The sequence below is a fragment of the Bilifractor porci genome (assembly GCF_009696005.1).
Classification (GTDB): domain Bacteria; phylum Bacillota; class Clostridia; order Lachnospirales; family Lachnospiraceae; genus Bilifractor; species Bilifractor porci.
On sequence record NZ_VUMV01000002.1, the window covers coordinates 131,405 to 153,456 of the forward strand.

The 22,052-nt window shown below is 53.8% G+C and carries 17 protein-coding genes; 16 read left to right on the forward strand and 1 reads right to left on the reverse strand.

What is annotated here, in order from left to right; translation table 11 throughout:
- The first annotated feature begins 172 nt into the window (after nt 1-172).
- The 15 genes from FYJ60_RS03435 to FYJ60_RS03505 all read left to right on the forward strand — a co-directional run bounded on the left by FYJ60_RS03435 (nt 173) and on the right by FYJ60_RS03505 (nt 19,358).
- Nucleotides 173-1,528 (forward strand): adenosylcobinamide amidohydrolase, encoded by a 1,356-nt coding sequence (locus FYJ60_RS03435; protein ID WP_154457178.1) that lies wholly within the window; start codon nt 173-175, stop codon nt 1,526-1,528.
- Between the two features lie 265 nt (nt 1,529-1,793).
- Nucleotides 1,794-3,398, forward strand: a complete 1,605-nt coding sequence (locus tag FYJ60_RS12760; protein ID WP_154457179.1) for a C40 family peptidase — start codon at nt 1,794-1,796, stop codon at nt 3,396-3,398.
- Between the two features lie 403 nt (nt 3,399-3,801).
- Nucleotides 3,802-4,248 carry an Hsp20/alpha crystallin family protein gene (locus FYJ60_RS03445; protein WP_154457568.1) on the forward strand — a complete coding sequence of 149 codons (447 nt, stop codon included), beginning with the start codon at nt 3,802-3,804 and terminating at the stop codon, nt 4,246-4,248.
- A 292-nt stretch (nt 4,249-4,540) separates the two neighbouring features.
- On the forward strand, nt 4,541-5,614 hold the full coding sequence (locus tag FYJ60_RS03450) for a DnaJ C-terminal domain-containing protein (protein WP_330579097.1): 1,074 nt from the start codon (nt 4,541-4,543) through the stop codon (nt 5,612-5,614).
- Nucleotides 5,615-5,861: 247 nt separating this feature from the next.
- Entirely contained in the window at nt 5,862-8,468 is a 2,607-nt protein-coding gene (gene clpB / locus FYJ60_RS03455; protein WP_154457180.1) for an ATP-dependent chaperone ClpB, read from the forward strand.
- A gap of 326 nt (nt 8,469-8,794) precedes the next feature.
- On the forward strand, nt 8,795-8,968 hold the full coding sequence (locus tag FYJ60_RS03460) for a DUF4250 domain-containing protein (protein ID WP_154457181.1): 174 nt from the start codon (nt 8,795-8,797) through the stop codon (nt 8,966-8,968).
- Between the two features lie 10 nt (nt 8,969-8,978).
- Nucleotides 8,979-9,962 carry an N-acetylmuramoyl-L-alanine amidase family protein gene (locus tag FYJ60_RS03465; protein WP_235903307.1) on the forward strand — a complete coding sequence of 328 codons (984 nt, stop codon included), beginning with the start codon at nt 8,979-8,981 and terminating at the stop codon, nt 9,960-9,962.
- A gap of 199 nt (nt 9,963-10,161) precedes the next feature.
- On the forward strand, nt 10,162-11,427 hold the full coding sequence (locus tag FYJ60_RS03470; RefSeq protein ID WP_154457182.1) for a serine hydrolase: 1,266 nt from the start codon (nt 10,162-10,164) through the stop codon (nt 11,425-11,427).
- Nucleotides 11,428-11,626: 199 nt separating this feature from the next.
- Nucleotides 11,627-13,309, forward strand: a complete 1,683-nt coding sequence (locus tag FYJ60_RS03475; RefSeq protein ID WP_154457183.1) for a phospho-sugar mutase — start codon at nt 11,627-11,629, stop codon at nt 13,307-13,309.
- 148 nt (nt 13,310-13,457) lie between these two features.
- Nucleotides 13,458-15,248, forward strand: coding sequence for a flavin reductase (locus FYJ60_RS03480; protein ID WP_154457184.1), 1,791 nt, complete (start codon nt 13,458-13,460; stop codon nt 15,246-15,248).
- A gap of 38 nt (nt 15,249-15,286) precedes the next feature.
- Nucleotides 15,287-15,481: a hypothetical protein gene (locus FYJ60_RS03485; RefSeq protein WP_154457185.1), complete on the forward strand. Its 195-nt coding sequence runs from the start codon at nt 15,287-15,289 to the stop codon at nt 15,479-15,481.
- Nucleotides 15,482-15,559: 78 nt separating this feature from the next.
- A complete protein-coding gene (locus FYJ60_RS03490; RefSeq protein WP_154457186.1) occupies nt 15,560-15,718 on the forward strand; it encodes a hypothetical protein in 159 nt (52 codons plus the stop codon).
- Nucleotides 15,719-15,737: 19 nt separating this feature from the next.
- Nucleotides 15,738-16,724 carry a TAXI family TRAP transporter solute-binding subunit gene (locus FYJ60_RS03495; RefSeq protein ID WP_154457187.1) on the forward strand — a complete coding sequence of 329 codons (987 nt, stop codon included), beginning with the start codon at nt 15,738-15,740 and terminating at the stop codon, nt 16,722-16,724.
- The gene (locus FYJ60_RS03500) at nt 16,721-18,688 is read left to right on the forward strand and encodes a TRAP transporter permease (protein ID WP_330579098.1); all 1,968 of its coding nucleotides are present in this window, start codon (nt 16,721-16,723) and stop codon (nt 18,686-18,688) included. Before FYJ60_RS03495 ends, FYJ60_RS03500 begins: the two co-directional genes overlap by 4 nt.
- 70 nt (nt 18,689-18,758) lie before the next feature.
- On the forward strand, nt 18,759-19,358 hold the full coding sequence (locus FYJ60_RS03505) for a cytidylate kinase-like family protein (protein WP_154457188.1): 600 nt from the start codon (nt 18,759-18,761) through the stop codon (nt 19,356-19,358).
- A gap of 124 nt (nt 19,359-19,482) precedes the next feature.
- Here FYJ60_RS03505 and FYJ60_RS03510 read toward each other — a convergent pair whose 3' ends face one another.
- The gene (locus tag FYJ60_RS03510; protein WP_154457189.1) at nt 19,483-20,322 is read right to left on the reverse strand and encodes a DegV family protein; all 840 of its coding nucleotides are present in this window, start codon (nt 20,320-20,322) and stop codon (nt 19,483-19,485) included.
- Nucleotides 20,323-20,577: 255 nt separating this feature from the next.
- Between FYJ60_RS03510 and FYJ60_RS03515 the strand changes: the two genes are divergently transcribed.
- Entirely contained in the window at nt 20,578-21,930 is a 1,353-nt protein-coding gene (locus tag FYJ60_RS03515) for a coiled-coil domain-containing protein (RefSeq protein ID WP_154457190.1), read from the forward strand.
- Nucleotides 21,931-22,052: the final 122 nt, after the last annotated feature.

The window sequence follows — 22,052 nt, forward strand, 5'->3', positions numbered from 1 at the left end:
AAAAAGAGAATCTGCAGGAAGAAGGCCGGGCAGATTTCATCGGAGGAATGCCCCCGGAACCCCGGAAATTTCTGCGGAGGCTCCGGCCGCCAGAAAGCTCGTCGCACCCACATCACAAACCTGAAATTCGGGCTTGACAGGAAGGAAAAGAAAGCGGAGAAAGAGAACAGAGATGGAAAATCTGAGCGGAGAAAAAAACGAAGCGGAAATGACATTCCGAAGGACAAACAGCAGCAGTATCTTTCACTTTAACAGCCCCAGAAAGACACTTTGCACCTCTCCTTTGAACGGAGGCATCCGGGAGGGAATTACCACCCTGATGAACATTAACTGCCAGGGCGACGGCTCCTATGAGGTTGTCATGAAAGAGGACGATTACGGGGAGGAGCTGGCGCGGCAGGTGCGGGAAGAGGGGGAGAATCCGGAAACTACGGTGGCCATGAGCACGGCGGCCTGGATCGAGCTGTCTGCGGAAGCAGAGGAAACCTATGAGGATCTGACCGTGCGCGCCGTGGTGTCCGGGGGAATTGAGCACAACGCGGTCAGTCCGGGAGATCCCACCTGGTATATGGAAAAGAACGGGCAGTATATCCCGGCTCCGGACGGCCGGGAGGACTGTCAGAAACGGATCGGGGGCACATCTGTCCGGAGCATGAGCCGGGAAGAACAGGCAGAGAAAGCAGGAAAAAAAGAACAGGGAGAACAGGCAGGAGAAGAAGACCAGGCAGAGCAGGAAGAGAAAGCGGGAAAAGAAGGACAGAAGGAGAAGGCAGAAGCGGACGGGAAGGATCCCGGATTTATCGGAACCATCAATATTATTCTGATGGTAAACCAGCGCATGACGGACGCCGCCATGCTGCGCGCGTTGGTTTTGTGCTCGGAGGCGAAGGCGGCGGCGGTTCAGGAGCTGCTTCTGGGATCCTGCTATTCCCATGAAATTGCCACGGGGTCCGGGACAGACGGAACGATCATTGCTGCTCCGATGGAATCGGAATACCTGCTTACCACCGCCTCCGGCCATGTAAAGCTGGGGGAGCTGATCGGAAAGACCGTCAAAAAGGCGCTGAAAGAGGCTCTGGTGAAGCAGTCCTCCGCCTGCCCGGCCAGACAGTTCCAGATTCTCCAGCGAGTCCGGCGGTTCGGGCTGAACGTGGGAAGCTTCTGGAATTTCTATGAAAAAAACAGGGAATTGTTTCAGAAGGCCGGTGTCTGTTTCTCCGGCGCGGAGGATCTGGTGACCAGGCTCCAGGCAGTCAACCAGTCCTCCACAGGCGTTATCGTCACCTCTCTCTATGTTCATCTGATGGATCAGTACCGGTGGGGTCTGGTGATGTACCCGGAGGTCATCCGGGAAGGGAAGCGGCTGCTTCAGCAGAATCTGTACTGCGGGAACGGGAAGTTCCTCTGCGATGTCTTTCCGGAAGCGGTCTTAAATCCGGAGGAAGGGAAGAAATTCAATTTCGTGACACAGTATATGTATTTTCTGATGTTATATATGTGGGTTCTGACAGGAGCAAATCTGCACTGACAGACGGCCGGCGCATCGGATTCATCCGGGGTGTCTGAGACATTTGCGGGCATCCAGCCTGGCAGCTGCAGTACATGCCATCATCCGGGTTTTCCGCGATACTTGCGGGCATCCGGCCTGGCAGAAGCAGTGCATTCCATCATCCGGTTTTCCGGTGGTACCCCGCGGCACTTGCGGGCAGCCTGCATACCGGTTCTGTCGGAACCACAGAATAGAATAATCTCATGACATCAGGGTGGAAAGGCTTTCAGAGAGGAGAACATTAGTGAAAACATATCTTACACGGGCGGCGGCTGTTTTCTTCGCCGCCATGCTGGCGGCTTCTGCGGCCCCGGCATCCGTTTTTGCTGAAGATATCGTTTCGACATCTTCGGCAGCCACGTCAGCGTCGTCGGCGAAACTGGCGGCAGATTCGACAGCCACGTCTTCATCGGAATCGGCAGCAGAATCCATCGGCAATCCGGGGAGCGCATCGACGGAAACGCCGGGAACCACGCCGACGGAAACGCCGGGAGCCACTCCGACGGTAACACCGGGGGCTGCGCCGACGGAAACGCCGGGAACTACGCCGACAGTAACACTGGGGACGACCCCGGCCTCACCGGCGGATGAAACCTCTGGGGCGGGGAACGCGGGCTCCTCCGGTGAGAAGGAAAAAGAAGAGGAAGAGAAGCTTCCGGAAAAAGCGCCGGACGGCGAAGAGGAAGCGCAGAAGCATACCGGATCGAACGAAGAGCTGATCCGGAGCCAGAACATCATTGACCTTCCGGAAGTCCTTTCCGGCGACTGGCGGTTCCAGAAGGTGGAGGCGGAAAAGTCCATAGCCAGGGAGGACATGAGCATCCTTACGGAGAAGAAAGACAATGCGGCCGCCGCAGGAACGCTGAAAAGGAACGGCTATGCGTTCATCCTGTCGGATGAAGGGGACGGATGGGTCTACGTGGAATCCGGCAGTGTCCGCGGATTTGCGAAGAGCAGCCAGTTCTACTCCGGACAGGAGGCGTCCAGGTATCGGCAGGAAGAGTCCTACCGGCTGGTACAGAACGCCGTGGCCGATCATCACGCGGCGGATCTGTCCTGCTTTAAGGCCGTGGCGGAGGCGGCAGTCAGCCCTTCGGAGAATCTCGCGTATCTTTACAAGCATCTGACCGCGGGAGAAGTCGTGGCGGACAAGGTGTACGGCATTGTGTCCACGCAGAGCACGCCCCTGATGATGCGGGAGTCGGAGGATGTTAAGAGCAAATCGGTAGGAAACATTCCGAAGGGAGGGCTTCTCTATATTCTGGAGGATGACGGTTCGGATTTTCTGTATGTGGAATCCGGGGACACCAAGGGTTTTGTCCGCAGACAGTATATCAGGACCGGGGATGACGTAAACGCGGAGGTGGAGAAAAAGGGAGAGGACTCCTATGCGGAGGCGAAAAAGCTGGTGGATGACGACGAAAACGCGGCGCTTTATCACACCTTTACATCAATCAAGGAATATCAGGCGGTGAATCCGGTCAGACAGCAGATCCTGGATCTGGCGCAGACAACGCTGGGCCATCCGTATGTCTGGGGCGGCAATGATATCTACAACGGCTGCGACTGCTCCGGCCTGGTGCAGCAAATCTACGCACGGGTCGGTATTTCCCTTCCCAGGGTAGCGGAAGCGCAGGCGCAGGTCGGAACCAAGATCACACCAGCCTCCGCTCAGCCGGGAGACCTGATCTTCTACGCGGAAAACGGCTATATCTACCATGTGGCCATCTACGCAGGGGAGGGGAAAACAGTAGAAGCTTACGGCACGGATTACGGCATCCTCTCGACAACAGCCTTTTCCGGCCGCCCGGTCTGCTGGTGTACCAATGTCATAGACGAACTGAATTAACGCCGGAACGGCAGAAGGCAGAGAATGAGTATTCAAAGAAGCTTGTTCTCTGCTTTCTCTTTTTCTGTCGCTCTCCGGCATCTTTTCCGGATATCCGGATACGGCCTGTATTGTGATCACACACTGCTCTTCGGCTTTCAGCAAATGCGGGAGAGTGTTGAATATTGAGAGCCCAAAAATAAAATTAAAAAATTAGCACTCACCTATTGACAGTGCTAACAATCGGTGCTATAACATAATTGCACGAAGGAAAAGGGAACAAAAAGTTCCGTATCCGCTCCCCCGTATGAGACCTGGGAACGGAGAGAGGTTTTCCTCGTGCAGAGAATATAACAAAAACAATAACCAGGCGTCCAGCCTGAGGAATTTGATTAGATGGATTGGAATGGAGGAATGACTTATGATGTATCTGCCGAGCTTATTTGGAGAAGATTTATTTGATAACTGGTTTGATGATTTTGACAGGGCTTTTTATCCGGCAAAGAGTACCGCACAGCAGAAAACCCACGGCCTGATGCGCACGGATGTTGTGGAGAAGGATGATCACTACGAATTAAATGTAGATCTTCCGGGTTATAAAAAAGAGGATATAGAGCTTTCTCTGGATCAGGGCTATCTGAAAATCTCCGCGAAGAAGGATCAGAACACCGAGGAAAAGAATAAAGAGGGAAAAGTCATTCGCAGAGAGCGTTATTCCGGCAGTATGGCAAGAAGCTTTTATGTCGGGGATGACATCACCGAAGAGGATGTACAGGCTAAGTTCGAGAACGGTGTTCTGACGGTTTCCGTTCCGAAGAAGGATGTACAGAAAGCAGTTCCGGAGAAGAAGACAATCGCGATTGAAGGCTGATCCGCAGTCCGGATGGCCGTGTAAGCGAATAAAAACAAATGGCCGCCGCGTACCTGTGTATCAGGAAACGCGGCGGTTCTTCTGTAATTCCGCAGGACTATAATCCGGAATAAGAATAATATCTTACCGGCTGTCTGCACGGGAAACAGGCGGGTGGCGGGAGACAGGAGAAGCATTTGTACCGTTATCGTATCAATATTTTGTAGCTGTTGAGTCAGGATATGGAGGATTATTCAGGTAATACTGCCGGAAGAACCGGCGGGAAGGTTCGTACGGAGAGAAGGTGAGAACCGTGAAGAGAGATTATTATGAGGTGCTCGGCCTGTCCAAGGGGGCGGGAGAGCAGGAGATTAAACGGGCATACCGGAAACTCGCGAAGAAATACCATCCGGATATGAATCAGGGGAATCCGCAGGCGGAAAAAATGTTCCAGGAGGTTAACGAGGCGTATTCCGTACTGAACGATCCGGAGAAAAAGAAAATATATGACACCTACGGCATGGCTGCCTTTGCGGAAGGGATGGATCCGAAAAAATACGCGGAGGCGCAGCAGGCATGGCAGCAGAGTGGAGGTTACGCGGGCGGAAACGCGCAGGATGCGTCTGACTTTTTCCGTCAGTTCCGGGGGTTCCACAGTGGAACTGATTCGGACGGCACACAGTATCACACCTATCATTTTGAGGGCGGCAATGCGGAAGATATTTTCGGCGATCTGTTCGGCCATGGTTTCGGCCATGCCTCCGGCGGTTCGGGTTTTGGCGGGGCGTCCGGCTTTGGAGGAAACGGATCGGAGTGGTCCGGCATGGGAAATTCTTCCTATGAGAATAATGATCTGCACTCGGAGCTGAGCATCGGGTTTGATGAGGCGGTTTATGGATGTACAAAGACAATCCGGCTTGGTTCGGCTGCCGCTTCGGGAAACAATGGAATGCAGACCCTCCAGATCAGAATTCCGGCGGGCATGGAGGACGGAAAGAGCATTCGTCTGAAGGGCAGGGGAAACACCGGAAGAAACGGCCGGGGCGACCTGTACATAAAAATTCATGTGGAACCAAGAGCGGGTTTTTCCAGAAAGGGAAGGGATATTTACACCACAGCTAAAATTCCGTTCACAACGGCTGTATTCGGCGGAGAGGCAAGAGTGTCCACCCTGAAGGGAAGTGTTGTCTGCAAAATTCCGGCAGGCATGCAGTGCGGCGGGAAGATCCGTCTGCGTGGCAAGGGCGTTCCGGAAGGCGCCGGAAAACCTGCGGGAGATGAGTATGTGACGATTGAAATACAGGTTCCCAGAACGCTGTCGGCAGAGCAGAAAAAAGCTCTGAAGGAATTTGAAAAGGCCTCCGGAGGCCACAGCGCGGTGAGCTGAAGAAAAGAAAAATAAGAAGATAGATAAGAAGATAAAGAACTATCTGCTGCCTTCGTCAGGAAATGATCAGACCGGCATACAGGCATGAGTCCGGTTTGGCTGACGGGGGAGGCAGGATTGAAAATAAAAATTAGCACTCAACACTTGACAGTGCTAACAATGAATGCTATAGTTATGCTGTTGGGAAAAAGGTAGACATAAAGAATGACGGATTTATCATACTACGTTGCGAAACGGGGGTGAGGATATGAACATACAGAAATTTACCCAGAAATCACTGGAGGCAGTGAACAATCTGGAAAAGGTTGCCTATGAATTCGGCAACCAGGAAATCGAGCAGGAGCATCTGCTATATGCCCTGCTGCATCAGGAAGACAGCCTGATCCTGGAACTCATTGAAAAGATGGGGATAGACAAGAATCTGTTCCTGAATGAGGTGGAGCAGGCGCTGAACGCAAAAGTAAAGGTTCAGGGCGGTCAGCATGTCATCGGCCAGTATCTGAACGAGTCGCTGAATATGGCGGAGGACGAGGCCAGAGCCATGGGGGACGAATATGTTTCCGTGGAGCACCTGTTCCTGGCCATGCTTAAAAACCCCAGTCCTTCCATGAAGCAGCTGTTTCAGCAGAACGGGATTACCAGAGAGCGTTTTCTGCAGGCGCTGAGCTCGGTCAGGGGAAACCAGAGGGTAACGTCCGATAATCCGGAGGCGACCTACGATACACTGAAGAAATATGGCACGGATCTTGTGGAAAAGGCAAGAGAGCAGAAGATGGACCCGGTGATCGGGCGTGACGAGGAAATCCGGAACGTCATCCGTATTCTGTCGCGTAAGACGAAAAATAACCCGGTGCTGATCGGTGAGCCTGGCGTCGGCAAGACCGCCGTGGTGGAAGGGCTTGCACAGCGTATCGTGTCCAAGGATGTGCCGGAGGTTCTTCGTGACAAGACGATTTTTTCCCTGGACATGGGAGCCCTTGTGGCGGGCGCCAAGTACAGGGGAGAGTTTGAGGAACGTCTGAAGGCTGTTCTGGAGGAAGTGCGCAAGAGCAACGGAAGAATTATCCTCTTTATTGATGAGCTGCACCTGATTGTGGGCGCCGGAAAAACAGAGGGAGCCATGGATGCCGGCAATATGCTGAAGCCTATGCTGGCAAGAGGCGAGCTTCACTGCATCGGTGCCACGACGTTGGACGAGTATCGAAAATATATTGAGAAGGATCCCGCTCTGGAGCGTCGTTTCCAGCATGTCATGGTCAGCGAGCCCAGTGTGGAGGATACCATCTCCATTCTGCGTGGACTGAAGGAAAGCTATGAAAATTATCACGGTGTGGAGATCACAGACGGCGCCCTTGTGGCGGCGGCGACGCTCTCAGACCGTTATATTACAGACCGGTTTCTGCCGGACAAGGCCATCGACCTGGTGGATGAGGCCTGCGCCCAGATTAAGACCGAGAAAAACTCCATGCCGACCGAGCTGGATGAGCTGGATCGCCGGATTCTCCGCCTGAAAGCGGACGAGGAATCGCTGAAAAAGGAGACCGATACTCTGAGTAAGGAAAGACTGGCCTCTCTTCAGAAGGAGCTGGCAGACCTGCAGACAAAGTTTAACAGCAGGAAGGCACAGTGGGAGAACGAGAAGGCTTCTCTGGAGGGACTCTCAAAGCTGCGTGAGCAGATTTTTGAGTGTAACAAGAAGATCGAGGCCGCAGAGAGAGCTTATGATTACTCCGCGCTGGCGGAACTCCGCAACGGCGAGCTGCCCAGGCTGCAGAAACAGCTGGCGGACGAGGAGGAGCGCGTAAGGAAGGCGGATCTTCAGCTGGTTCATGAAAGCGTGGATGAGGATGAGATCGCCAGAATCGTGTCGCGTCTGACCGGTATTCCGGTTGCCAAGCTGACAGAGGGTGAGAAAACAAAAATTCTTCACCTGGATGAAGAGCTGCACAAACGGGTTGTCGGTCAGGACGAGGCTGTGGAAAAGGTTTCGGATGCCATTATCCGTTCCAAAGCGGGTATCAAGGATCCCACCAGGCCCATCGGCTCTTTCCTGTTTCTGGGTCCCACCGGCGTCGGCAAAACGGAGCTGGCAAAGACACTTGCGGAAAAGCTGTTCGACAATGAGAACAACATGGTTCGTATTGATATGAGTGAGTACATGGAGAAGTATTCTGTCTCCAGGCTGATCGGAGCTCCTCCGGGATATGTCGGCTATGATGAAGGCGGACAGCTGACAGAGGCAGTCCGCAGAAAACCGTACTGCGTCGTGCTCTTTGATGAGATTGAAAAAGCGCATCCGGATGTGTTTAACGTACTGCTGCAGGTTCTGGATGATGGCCGTATCACGGATTCTCAGGGCAGGACGGTGGATTTTAAGAACACCATCCTGATTATGACATCCAACATCGGCTCCCAGTATCTGCTGGACGGCATCGAGCCGGACGGCACTATCAGCAAGAGCGCGCAGGAGGCTGTACACAAGGATCTGCGGGCGCACTTCCGTCCGGAATTCCTGAACCGGCTGGACGAAATTATTATGTTCCGTCCACTGACAAAGGACAACATCGGGCATATCGTGGATCTTCAGATTGCGGATCTGAACCGCAGGCTGGCGGTACAGCAGCTGAAAATCGCATTGTCACCGGAGGCAAAGCAGTATATTATAAATGGAGGCTACGACCCGGTATACGGTGCGCGTCCTCTGAAGAGATATATTCAGAAATATGTGGAAACCCTTTCCGCGAAATTGATTCTGGAAGGAAATGTCCATCAGGGTGATACGATCCTGATTGATGTTGTAAACAATGAGCTGAAGGCTGTCATAGAGCCGACGGCAGAGGTTGTGGACAATTAAGGCGGGGAACCGTCAGGCCGCGGGCGGCCAGGGCGGCTGCCCCGGCTGCAGGGGCGTGCCGGAAAGGACAGCTCACTTAGGGATTCCTGATTTCGGAAAACATCGGCATAGTCGAGGACACTTGGCTGTGCCGTTATTTTTTTTCATGTTGAAAGGAAGCCGCTCTGACCGCCCACAACGAGGAACGCAAGGAGTTCCGAATCTGAGGTACTGAAATAGATACCATTATTTCAGGAAAGCGCTTGAATTCAGAAATAACAGACCTGTTTGGAGATCTTTCTGCAGCTTCACATCAGTGAGAAAACAGAAAGAGAATGAGGAGGAAGATGATGCCAGGAGATCCGGTTATGCTTTTGAGCTATGTGAACACAAAGCTGAGGGATCAGTATTCCAGTCTGCAGGAATTCTGCAGATGCGAGCAGATTGGGGAAGAAGAGCTGAAAACCAAACTGAAAATGATTGATTATTACTACGATGCCGCAAGAAATCAATTTGTCTGAGAGGTAAGGGATGAGAAAAAAGAAATGGCTGTGTGGAATGCTTGGCGCGGCACTGATTCTGGCAAGTCTGGGCGGCTGCGGGAAGCCGGCAGGGCAGGCGGCGGACGCGCAGGCGGGCAGCGGAGCTTCTGCCGCTGTTCTCTCGGAAAGCGGGGAAACGGCGGAGAATGTTTCGGAAGAGTCTGCACCGGAAAGAGCAGAAAGTGTCACAGGGGATTCCAGGAATGCGGCTTCGCAGACGGTTTCCGGCTCCAGTGAGACAGCGGCGGAACAGACAGGCAGCGCGCAGTCGGCGGGGCAGGAGCCGCTGACGGCGGAAAGCGCTTCGCAGGAGGCCGGGCCGACAGAACCGGCGGACAAGGGAATTACCGTCGCGCTGGATCCCGGACACCAGGCACCGGATGTGGATATGAGCGGGCAGGAGCCAAACGCGCCGGGATCCTCTGTCATGAAAACAAAGGCCACCGGCGGGACTTCCGGGACGACGACAGGTGTGCCGGAGTATCAGCTGAATCTGGAAATTGCCCTGCAGGTGCGGGATCTTCTGGAAGCAGAGGGATACACCGTGGTTATGACAAGGGAGGACAATGAGACGGCCATCAGCAATGCGGAGCGGGCAGCGCTAGCCAACGAATCCGGCGCGTCCGTGATGGTCCGGATTCACGCCAATGGCTCGGAGGATCCGGGAGCCAGCGGCGCTCTGGCTCTGGTCGGCTCCTCGTCCAATCCTTATGTGGGCTCTCTGTACGGGGAAAGCTCCCGGCTGGCGGAGGATGTGCTGAGCGCCTACTGCAGCGCCACGGGCATGGCGGACAACGGGGTAATTACATCCGACACCATGACCGGTATCAACTGGAGCACCATTCCGGTCATGATTCTGGAGATGGGATTTATGACAAACCCGACGGATGACACGAATATGGAGGAACCGGATTTCCAGAAAAAAATGGCGGAAGGAATTGCGCAGGGAATTCAGAATTATTTCGGCCGGTAAAACATGCGCCGCGGCAGGAAGAAGACAGGTACCTGGAGCCGGAAACCGCTGATTTGCGGGTGACACAGCTTATCGGGCATATGCCGTAGTCGGGAGCAGGCAGACGCCCGGAGCAGGAAGCCGCTGATTTGCGGGTGACACAGTTTTTCGGGCATGCGTCGTGTCTGGGGTTAGTCAGACTGGGAAAGGACGGAAAGGGATGAAAAAACGCTATGGCAGAAGAACAGCCGTGGCCGCCGTTCTGGCGGCCGCTCTGCTGTCCGGCTGCGGAAGAACAGCAGAGAGCGCGGTCGCGGAAAACTCTTCGGACGGGCTGGCCTTTTCACAGGAGGCAGTCACGGAGAGCGGTGCGAAAGCGCGGAGCAGTTCCGCCGGTGCTATGTCAGATAGCGGCAGAGGCAGCGGGGAGACGGAAAAAGCATCGGGAACGGAGGGGGAATCTGTTGTTTCTGCTTCCTCCGATATAAGCCCGGTGGCGGAGAACCGTTCAGCCGGGAGTCAGCCGCAGGAGCTGGTGGATCTGGAGGAGCAGATACGAGCCGTCATGGCGGGAGAAGTGACCGGAGACACGCGGGGCTCCGTGTATGTGGAGGAGCTGAACGGCACCGGCTGCGCCTGGTATGACAGCAGTTCTGCGCAGACAGGAAAGACTCCGGAGACAGCCGGACCCATGCAGGCGGCAAGCCTGATTAAGCTTTACATTGCAGGTGCCGTGTGGGAGAAGATCTCTGTGGTTCGGGGTCAGGAAAACGAAGAGGGAGAAACCAACAGTCTTCTGCTTGCCATGCTTGCAGAAAGCGATAATACCGCGGCGAATACGTTGACTTCCAGGCTGGGACAGGGAAACGATACCGTAGGCCGGCAGGTGGTGAATGATTACTGTAAGCGGCACGGATATACCGATACCCACATGGGAAGGATGCTCCTGGAATCCAATGCGGCGGATGATAACTATACTTCTGTTCGGGATTGCTCCCGGTTTTTAAAGAATGTCTGGCTTTCCTCCGGGGAGGCGGATGCCGAGGCTGTGAAAAATGCTTTGGGCGCACAAAACACATCGGCCTCGCAGACAAATGCTGCGGGCGCACAAAACGCCACGGACACACAGGAAAACGCCGCGGATTCACAAAACGCTGCGGACAGCGGGGAGAAGAACGGCGGAGGAGAGGCGGGTACGGCAGAGGTTTATGCATATGAGACGGATATGCCGGGAGCGGCGCAGATCCTGCAGGCGTTGGAGCAGCAGGTCCGGAAAGGGAAGATTCCGGCAGGCATTCCGTCCGACATAAAGACGGCAAACAAGACAGGAGAGCTGGACGATGTGCAGAATGACGCGGCTGTTGTTTTTCTTTCGGACAGACCTTATTGTATCAGCGTCATGATACAGAATGTCACCGCTTCCGGAGCCGCCATACAGACAATTACGCAGGTGTCCGCAGCCGTTTACCGGTATATGTCCGGGTAAGGCACACCGCCGTCTCTTTGATTCTGCTTGCTTTTTCAGATTTGTTTTCTGTCAGTAGAAAAAGCCGTGTTTCTATGGTAAGATTACCTATGAAAAACAGGAATGATTCCTGCGCCGGACGGATGCCCAAAGGCTGAGCACAGGGAAGACGGCATCTGGCGGATGCAGGAGAAAAATCAGAAGAAAGGCAGGCCTAATCATGTATCGGGACGAATATGATCGATGGTTGCAGGCGGATCTCGTGGACTTTGATCTGAAAAAGGAGCTTAGAGATGTCGCCGGAGACGATGATGCCATCCGGGAGCGGTTTGCGGTAGCCCTTAAATTCGGAACAGCGGGACTCCGCGGCACACTGGGAGCAGGAACGAACCGGATGAACATCTGGGTGGTGAGGCAGGCGACCCAGGGCGTGGCAAACTGGGTTAAAACGCAGGGCGGAAACCAGACGGTGGCGATCAGCTATGACAGCCGCCTGAAGGGCTGGAACTTTGCCAGGGACGCGGCGGGCGTTCTTGCGGCGAACGGGATTCAGGTACGCATCTATGACGAGCTGATGCCGGTTCCGGCGCTTAGCTTCGCCACCAGATATTATCATTGCAACGCAGGCATTATGGTAACGGCCTCCCACAATCCGGCCAAATACAACGGGTATAAGGCATACGGACCGGACGGCTGCCAGATGACGGATGACGCTGCCGCAGTGGTCTACAACGAGATTCAGAAGACGGACGTTCTGACCGGGGCTGCGTACATGCCTTTTGCCGAGGGCGTCGAAAAGGGGCTGATCCGTTTCGTCGGAACAGAGTGCAAGGAAGCGTTCTATGAGACCATAGAAAAATACCAGGTTCGTCCGGGACTCTGTCGGACAGCCGGTCTGAAGCTGGTGTACTCCCCGCTGAACGGCACGGGGCTGGTTCCGGTTACCCGTGTTCTGCAGGATATCGGTATCGAAGATATTACGATCGTGCCGGAGCAGGAATATCCGAACGGTTATTTTACCACCTGTTCCTATCCGAATCCGGAGATTTTTGACGCCCTGAAGGAGGGGCTGAAGCTGGCGGAGGACACGGAAGCGGATCTGATGCTGGCGACGGATCCGGACGCGGACAGGGTCGGGATTGCCATGCGCTGTCCGGACGGAAGCTACGAGCTGGTGACCGGAAACGAAATGGGTGTTCTGCTTCTCGATTACATCTGCGCCGGACGCATCGAAAAGGGAACCATGCCGCAGAATCCGGTCGCGGTGAAGTCCATTGTTTCCACGCCGCTGGCGGATGAGGTGGCAAAGCATTACGGCGTAGAGCTTCGGAGCGTCCTGACAGGCTTCAAGTGGATCGGCGACCAGATCGCTGCTCTGGAGGCGGACGGCCAGGTGGATCGGTTTATCTTCGGGTTTGAGGAGAGCTACGGGTACCTGGCAGGACCTTATGTGCGGGACAAAGACGCAGTAATCAGTTCCATGCTGATCTGCGAGATGGCTGCCTACTACCGCAGCATCGGATCTTCCATCAAGCAGAGGCTGGAGGAGATCTACGCGCAGTATGGCCGCTACCTGAACAAGGTGGACAGCTTTGAGTTCCCAGGACTTTCCGGAATGGACAAAATGGCTGCCATTATGGATAATCTGCGGCAGAATCCCCCGTCGGATTTTGCGGGAAGACGCGTCATAAAGGTAACGGATTACGACAAGCCGGAAGAAACCGGACTCCCCAAAGCGAATGTCCTGATCTATACGCTGGAGGACGGAGCGGCTGTTGTTGTGCGTCCGTCCGGAACCGAGCCGAAGATCAAGACCTATTTCACAACAAAGGGAGCGACTCTGGAGGAGGCGCAGAAGGAGAAAGACGAGCTGGCGGATGCCGTGCGCCCGCTTCTGTCCTGATTCCCGCGTATCTCTCAGGAAGCTGCCAGGGCGGCCGGCTGCAGGAAACCGGAAGAAAATGCCTTGAACGGCTTTGGGGAAGGACAGTGCTTTTCTTTATCGGAAGCAAAAAATGAATACCGGATAATCCGAATAGAAGGAGGATGAAATGAGAGTAACAGACGACATCAGATATGTGGGGGTCAATGACCACAAGGTGGATCTTTTTGAGGGACAGTATGTCGTACCGAACGGTATGGCTTATAACTCCTATGTCATCATGGATGAGAAGATTGCGGTTATGGACACCGTGGACATTAACTTCACGCATGAGTGGCTGGATAATCTTGCAGAGGTGCTGGGGGACAGAAAGCCGGATTACCTGGTGATCCAGCATATGGAGCCGGATCATTCCGCGAACATTATGAATTTCATGAAGGTATATCCGGACACCACGATTGTGGCAAACAAGAAAACCTTTGTGATGATGGATCAGTTTTTCGACATGGATCCGGGATTCAAAAAAGAGGTTGTGGACAACGGAGGAACCCTTACGCTTGGAAAACATGTACTGACTTTTGTGTTTGCCCCGATGGTTCACTGGCCGGAGGTTATGGTTACCTATGACAGCACGGACAAGGTTCTGTTCTCCGCAGACGGATTCGGGAAATTCGGCGCCAACGATGTGGAGGAGCCCTGGGATGACGAGAGCCGGCGCTATTACATCGGAATTGTCGGCAAATACGGCGCGCAGGTGCAGAATCTGCTGAAGGTGGCGGCCACTCTGGACATCCGCATCATCTGCCCGCTTCACGGACCGGTTCTTACGGAAAACCTTGGTCATTACATCGGCCTGTATGACAAGTGGTCCTCCTATACACCGGAAGAAGAAGGCATTGTGGTCGCTTACACCTCTGTCTACGGACATACAAAAGCGGCGGCAGAGCAGCTGGCGGAGATGCTCCGGGAGAACGGGGCACCCAAGGTCGTCGTTCATGATCTGGCAAGGACGGACATGGCGCTTGCGGTCGCGGACGCTTTCCGTTACAGCAAGCTGGTTCTGGCCACAACGACCTACAACGCGGAGCTCTTCCCGTTTATGCGCCAGTTTATTGATCATCTGACAGAGCGGAATTTCCAGAACCGTACCGTGGCGTTTATCGAAAACGGAACATGGTCTCCGCTTGCCAATAAACTGATGAAGGAGAAGTTTGCAAACAGCAAAAACCTGACCTTTATCAACACCTGTGTCACCATCCGCTCCGCACTGAAGAAGGACAGCAAAGAAGCGCTTGCAAAGATGGCGGATGAGCTGACGAAGGACTATAAGGCTCTTTCTCCGGATAAAGCGGATAAAAATGATATGACAGCCCTGTTCCGCATCGGCTACGGCCTGTATGTCGTGACAACCAATGACGGGAAAAAGGACAACGGGATGATCTGCAATACGGTGACCCAGCTGACCGATTCCCCGAACCGCATCGGCGTCAATATCAACAAGCAGAATTATACCTATCATGTCATCAAGCAGACCGGAAAGCTGAATATCAACTGCCTGTCTGTGGAGGCACCCTTCTCCGTATTCCAGCAGTATGGATTCCAGAGTGGACGTACGGCGGATAAGTTTGCGGGAGAGGAGGTTCTTCGCTCCGACAACGGACTGAGGATTCTTCCGCATTACATTAACGCCATGATGTCTCTGGAGGTAGAGTCCTACGTGGATCTGGACACGCACGGCATGTTTATCTGTACGGTAACGGAGGCCCGCGTGATGTCGGATAAGGACACCATGACTTACACCTACTATCAGAAGAATGTTAAGCCAAAGCCGGAGACAAAGGGCAAAAAGGGCTGGGTATGTACGGTCTGCGGCTACATCTATGAGGGAGAGGAGCTTCCGCCGGATTTCGTCTGCCCGATCTGCAAGCACGGAGCTGCGGATTTCGAGCCGATAAAATAAATTCTATCAGTTTTGGTTTTTGAAAGGAGGAACAGATTATGGCTTTTGAAGGATGTCAGGAGGGTAAGGCAACACCGAAGCTGCAGGAGATTAAGTGCCCGAAGTGCGGGGCGGATATGGAGATTTTCGTCGCCATGCAGGATTCTCAGGCCGGCACTCTGGCAGAGGATGCTGTCTGTGACAAATGCGGCTATACCATTCAGGCGGGAACACCGGTTTCTGAAATCAAATAAACAGAAGGATGCGGTGTTCCGGAGGCCGGCGCGGGATTCCTCTGCGCCGGCCTTTTCTGCGGAAGGCGGATTCACAGGATGCCGTCGGCAGCCGGAGAGACGCAGCACCGCGTCGTGCGGCATGTGCGGCTTTTCGAGCAGCTGTCAGAGGCGGAAGCCGGGGAAATATTGCGCCGCGTCGCGGAATGTGTGCGGCATCCGGTTCAGATGTTAACAGACGGAGCCGCGGGAAAATGAGGACAGGAGATTTTTATTTATGAGAAAAAAATGGCTTCGGGCGTGCGGACTGGTTCTGTGCCTGCTTCTTGCTCTTACGCTTGGCGGGTGCAGACAGTACCGCGCCCGTATGATGTTCGGCACGGGAGGAACGGCGGGAACTTACTATTCCTATGGCGGAGTGCTTGCCCAGTACATGAAGGATTACGCGGATGTCCGGGTGACAGCGGTGTCCACAGGCGGATCGAAGGTAAATATCCAGAGTATCCAGGACGGGGATTTCCAGCTTGGCTTTACCCAGTCGGATGTCATGACTTACGGATGGAACGGAACCAGAGCTTTTGAAAAGGACGGAGCCACCCACGATTTCCGCGTGCTCGGCTGTGTTTACGCGGAGACGGTGCAGCTGATCACTATGGATAAAAATATCAATTCCGTGGCGGATCTGAAAGGGAAAAGCGTCTCCATTGGAGAAGCGGGATCCGGCGTATATTTTAATGCTCTGGATGTGCTGGAGGGAGCAGGACTTTCTCTGGATGATATTAAGCCCCAGTATCAGTCGTTTGAGGATTCCAAAGAATCACTGAAAGATGGCAAGATTGACGCCGCGTTTATTGTGGCGGGGGCGCCTACATCGGCGATTACGGAGCTGGCCACTACAAACGGGGTGAGACTGCTGAATATTGACAAGGATCTGAGGGATCGGATTCTGGAAAAGTGCCCGTATTATGAGGCACTGGAGATTCCTGCCGGCACCTATCCGGGACAGGATGAGCCTGTAGAAACCATCACGGTCGAAGCAACGGTTATTGTGTCTGCCGCGGCGGATAAAGAAATGGTTCATGATCTGACGGCAGCGATTTTTGATCACAGCGAGGAGATCGCGGAGGAAAACGCAAAGGGAGAGGAGCTTTCCCTGGAGACTGCCACAAGCATTACAACGGTGCCCTACCATGAAGGAGCAGCGCAGTATTACGCGGAGCACGGGTATACCGTGAATACGGAAGAGGGAGGGTCTGTTCAGTGAGCGAGTGGAAAAATCATGCCGGACAGCAGTCCGCGGCGGAGAATGCAGAGGTTGCGGAAAAAGCGGATATCGACTCTGTGATGAAAAAATATGACCGGGAATCCAATACCCGGATCTGGACGGGAAAACCGAAGATGGCCATTACCATTATACTGGCCGCGTTTTCTGTCTGGTGCATCTATGTCACCCTGTTTGCGACATTTCTGGAGGAAATACGGCTTACTTCGTTCATGGGGCTGATTATTCTGATGGGCTTTCTGATTTATCCGGCGAAAAAGGGACTTCAGAAGGAAAACCATATGCCGGTCAGCGACATCATTTTTATGGTACTCGGCGCAGGGGCGTTTTTCTACTTTACCTTTCAGGCGAACGTCATTGTAAATCAGGGAACCCGCTTCCATTGGTATCAGATTATCATCGGCATCATCGGAATTGCCGCCCTGGTGGAGGTCACTCGGCGCTGCGTGGGAATTCCCATTCTGATTGTCGCAGCCTTCTTTGTGGTGTACGCGTTGACCTACGGCCTTACCAATCCGGATTTCTTCGGGCGGGTGCGGTATTTAATCCGCAACCTGTTTTACACCAAGGAGGGCGTATTTTCCACGCCGGTCAATGTCTGCTCCAAATATATTGTTGTGTTTATCATTTTCGGCGCGTTTCTGGAACGGACGGGCATTTCCAATTTCTTTATTGATCTGGCGAATTGCGTGGCAGGAAGGTTTGCGGGAGGACCCGCCAAGGTTGCTGTTATTTCATCGGCGCTCTGCGGAATGGTTTCCGGCTCTTCCGTGGGAAATACGGTGACAACCGGGTCGGTCACCATTCCAATGATGAAAAAGACCGGTTACAAGCCGGAATTTGCCGGGGCTGTAGAGGCAGCTGCTTCCACAGGCGGTCAGATTATGCCTCCGATCATGGGTGCGGCGGCATTTCTGATGGCAGATTTTGTCGGCGTTCCCTACTCGGATATCATCGGACGGGCAGTTCTTCCGGCGGTGCTGTACTTTCTCGGTATTTTTATTTCCGTTCATCTGGAGGCGAAAAAACTGCATCTGACGGGCATCCCGAAGGAGCAGCTCCCGAAGGCCGGAAAACTGATAAAAAAGATTTATCTGCTGCTTCCGCTGGTTATGCTGGTGGTCTGGGTATCCGGGAATTTTATGACCATGCAGAGAGCGGCGTCTCTGGCGATCCTTCTTTCTGTGGTGGTCAGCCTCTTTGACAAAGACAACCGGATCACACCCCGGAAGATTCTGGACGCGCTGGAGGCCGGCGGAAAGAGTACCATCACGGTTGCGGCTGCCTGCGGCGTGGCGGGAATCATCTCCGGATCCATCACCATGACAGGGCTGGCAAATGACCTGATCAATGCCATTGTAGGCGTGGCCGGAAATCATCTGATTATCGCCCTTCTGCTGACCATGCTGTGCTGCATTATCCTGGGTATGGGGGTTCCGACAACGGCCAATTACTGTATCATGGCGGCGACCACCGCGCCGATTCTGATCCGCATGGGAGTTCCGACCATGGCGGCGCATTTCTTTGTATTCTATTTCGGGATTGTTGCGGACATTACGCCTCCGGTTGCGCTGGCGGCTTATGCGGGTTCTGCGATTGCCAGGAGCAACCCGATGAGGACGGCGTTCAATGCTTCCAAGCTGGCCATTGCCGTGTTTATCGTTCCGTATATGTTCTGCTATAATCCGGCCATGCTGCTGATTGATACCAGTGCGTTGTCAGTAATCGGCATCGCCGTTACGGCGGTCATCGGTATTTTCGGCCTTTCGGCTGCGCTGGAAGGATATTGTTTTGCGGACATGAATCCGGTTATCCGTGCAGCATTTGCAGCCGGAGGACTGCTGCTGATTCATCCGGGAACGGTGACCGACCTGATCGGACTGGCTCTTGTAGCCGCGTGCCTGGCTGTACAGTATGTAAAAGGAAGGAAAATTTCTGCGGCGTGATGCAGCAGGAGAGCTTTCGCTGAAGTACTGCCCGGACGCACGGGCTGCGGCCGGGAGAAAGGGAGAAAGAATGGGAGAGAAAAGACTGCCGGTTATTACGATCAGCCGCCAGTACGCGGCTTATGGAAGAACAATAGCCAGAATGCTGTCGGAGCGGCTGGATATTCCTTTTTATGACAGGGACGTTATCCGCCAGACAGCGAAGGAGAGCGGGTATTCCGAGGAGGATATTCAGAAAGAGGGAGAGGCCATGAGCCGGGCCAGCAAATTCATGAACAACCTGCTGAATAACGCGTCCGTGTATACCAGCTCTTATGACGGGATTTACTGGGCGCAGCGGGATGTTATTCTGAAGCTGGCGGAGAAACCCTGCATTATTGTCGGCCGTTGTGCGGACTATATTCTGAAAGAAGCCGGAGTCCCTGCGTTTAAAATTTATCTTTACGCGGATCTGGAGGACAGAATCCGCCGGGCCGGAGAACTGGAGGAAAATAAGGGCGAGGATTTACGAAAAATCGTTCCGCGAAGAGAGACGCTGCGGGAGGTGTATTACAAACAGTATACCGGTCAGGATATGGGCGTCTGCAGCAATTACAATATCTGTCTGGACACGGGAACACTGGGGGCAGAGAAATGTACGCAGATCCTGTGCGACGCGCTTCAGGCTTAGTATTTGAAAATCCGCGAGGAACAGGAAGACCGCAGCTATTGCGGCCGCGACCCTGTTCCTCGCGGATTTTTTTGCAGATGGCCGGCAGAACACCTGGAAGGGCATGGATTTGCGTAAGTAGCTTTCAGAGAGTGTTGGTTTCGTAAGCCACAATCAGTCCGCCCAGATCGGCATAGTAGCTGCAAATCCCTGCGCACTCATCAATAGAAACATCACAATTCCGGAAGACCTTCCGGATGGCATCCGCCAGAGCGGCTGCTCCCGTCGGATTGTCACAGTGGGAGATGCGGACTTTGCCTCCGTCAAAACCGGTTTCCGACATGGTGTCCAGGAGCAGTTTTCTGGTGCGGTTTGCGCCGCGGCATTTTCCGACCATCTGAATGGTTCCTTCTGCGCTTCCCGCTCCGACAAACTGCAGACCGATCATGCCGGCGATTTTGGCGACCGCGGAACTGACGCGTCCTCCCCGGCTGAGATTGGTCAGGGATTCCAGGGAAAAAAGGATATGTACCCCCGAGAAATACCGGTGCAGGCGGGCGGAAAGCTCGTCAAAAGGGATTTCTTTTTCTATGTCCTGTTTCAGGCGTTCCAGTCCGAGTCTGATTTCCGGACCGGTGGAAAGAGAATCCACGACATGAACCTGGGTGCCCGGATGCTCATCCATGTATTCCACGGCGGCGTTCAGAGCCGCGTTATAGGCGCCGGAAAGCTGTCCGCTGATGGTCATGCAGAGAATGCGGTCCGCCCCTTCCATGGCATCCATCCAGTCTCCGATGCTGGGACACGAGGTACTGGTTGCGCCGCCGGATTCATGAATCCGGTGCATCAGAGCCGGGGCATTCAGGGATTCCACATCGGGATATTCCAGGCCGTTGAAGATGATTTTCAGCGGTACGGCATGGTAATCCAACCCGTCAAACCGGAAAATATTGGAGGATGAATCTGCAATCACGCGTATGTTCATAAAATTGTGTTCCTCTCTGTAAGCTCTGTAAGCTGTCCTTATTATAAGCCCTTTTTTGTTCGTTTCACAGGGATTATTCCGGCTATAAGTCTTAAAAATGCGTAAAAAGATGCAGGGAAAAACGACAAATGTTACAAAAATATTGCAGAAAGCTTTACAATTCTGTTGCGTAAGGTTATAATTGCGTTACACTCCTGAAAAATAAAAATATCCGGTGACAACACACCGGATATTTCGTTTGAGAGGTGATTATCTATGCACAGAAAAAAACTTCTTTCTGCGGTACTGTCCGCTTCCCTTATGATGGGATTCACCGTCGCGTGTTTTGCGGATACCCAGGAAGATCTGGACAATGCGCAGCAGCAGAAACAACAGCAGGAATCAGACCTGCAGAACTACGAAAGCCGCATCGCGGAGCTCCAGTCAAAAAAGAACCAGTCTTCAGCCTACCTCCAGAGCCTGAACGACCAGCTTACCGAGCTTACCGGCCAGATGGATTCCCTGGATGTTCAGTATCAGGACAAGAGCTACGCGCTTACCCAGTTGGAAACCGAGCTGGACAGTGCGCAGCAGGACGAGGCAGAGCAGCATGACGGAATGGCGAAACGGATTCAGTACATGTATGAAAACGGAACAGGGGCAGGTGCTCTTTCCACTCTTTTTGAGGCGGACAGCTTTTCAGATTTCCTGAACCGTGCGGAGAACATGTCAGAGCTGAACAATTATGACCGGCAGATGCTGGCACAGTATCAGAACCTCTGTGATCAGATTGAACAGCAGGAAAAGGAAGTGCAGGCGGAACAGCAGCAGATTGAAAACCTGCAGCAGCAGAGCGAGGAAAAGAAGCAGGAGATTCAGAACCTGATCGAGAGCACAGCTGCAGATCTGGCAAGCATCTCCACAGATATTGACAGTCAGCAGGAAGAGGTGACGTCGCTTCTCTCCAATATCAGCCGACAGGAAGGTCTGATTGAGACGCTCCTCCAGCAGAAGCAGGAGGAGCAGCAGAAGGCGGCAGAGGCGGCAGCCGAGCAGGCCAGGGAAGCCGCGGCACAGGCAGCGAAAGCGGCTCAGCAGTCCGCAGCGGCAACTTCTTCCGCGGAAACGGACAGCAGTGCGGAACAGGCTGACAGCGGGGAAAGCGTAAGTTCCTCCAGCACAGCGGAAGGCACGCAGAGCTCTTCCTCGGATGTCCAGACGGACAGCGCACAGACTGACAGCTCCGCAGAGACAGATACTTCCGCGGATTCTGCCTCAGACAGCACTTCCGGTTCTTCCGCGGCAGACACGGCCTCTACCAGCTGGACAGGCGCGGTTCTCACCGCGTTTGCCGGAACGGTACAGGGACCGTCCGGGAAAGAAACCTACTATAATATGGACATGAGCGGAGTTGTTTCCATCATGCGGGGCATAGGAAACAGCGATGAATACTGGGTAAGGAATGATGGAGTGAAAATGCTTGGCAGCTATGTCATGGTTGCGGCAAACCTCAGTGTTCATCCGCGGGGAAGTCTGGTGCCAACGTCACTGGGAACAGGAATTGTCTGTGATACCGGAGGATTTGCGGCATCTAACCCGAACCAGCTGGATATCGCGACAAGCTGGTAAACGGTCAGCGCGGAAATGGCTGCGCAAAGAGCAAACAAAAAAGCCGCCTCAGGCGGCATAGGGAGTATAAAAAAGATAAGGAAGTCCGGGGCTTGCCCCGGACTTCCTGCGTTTCACGCTCT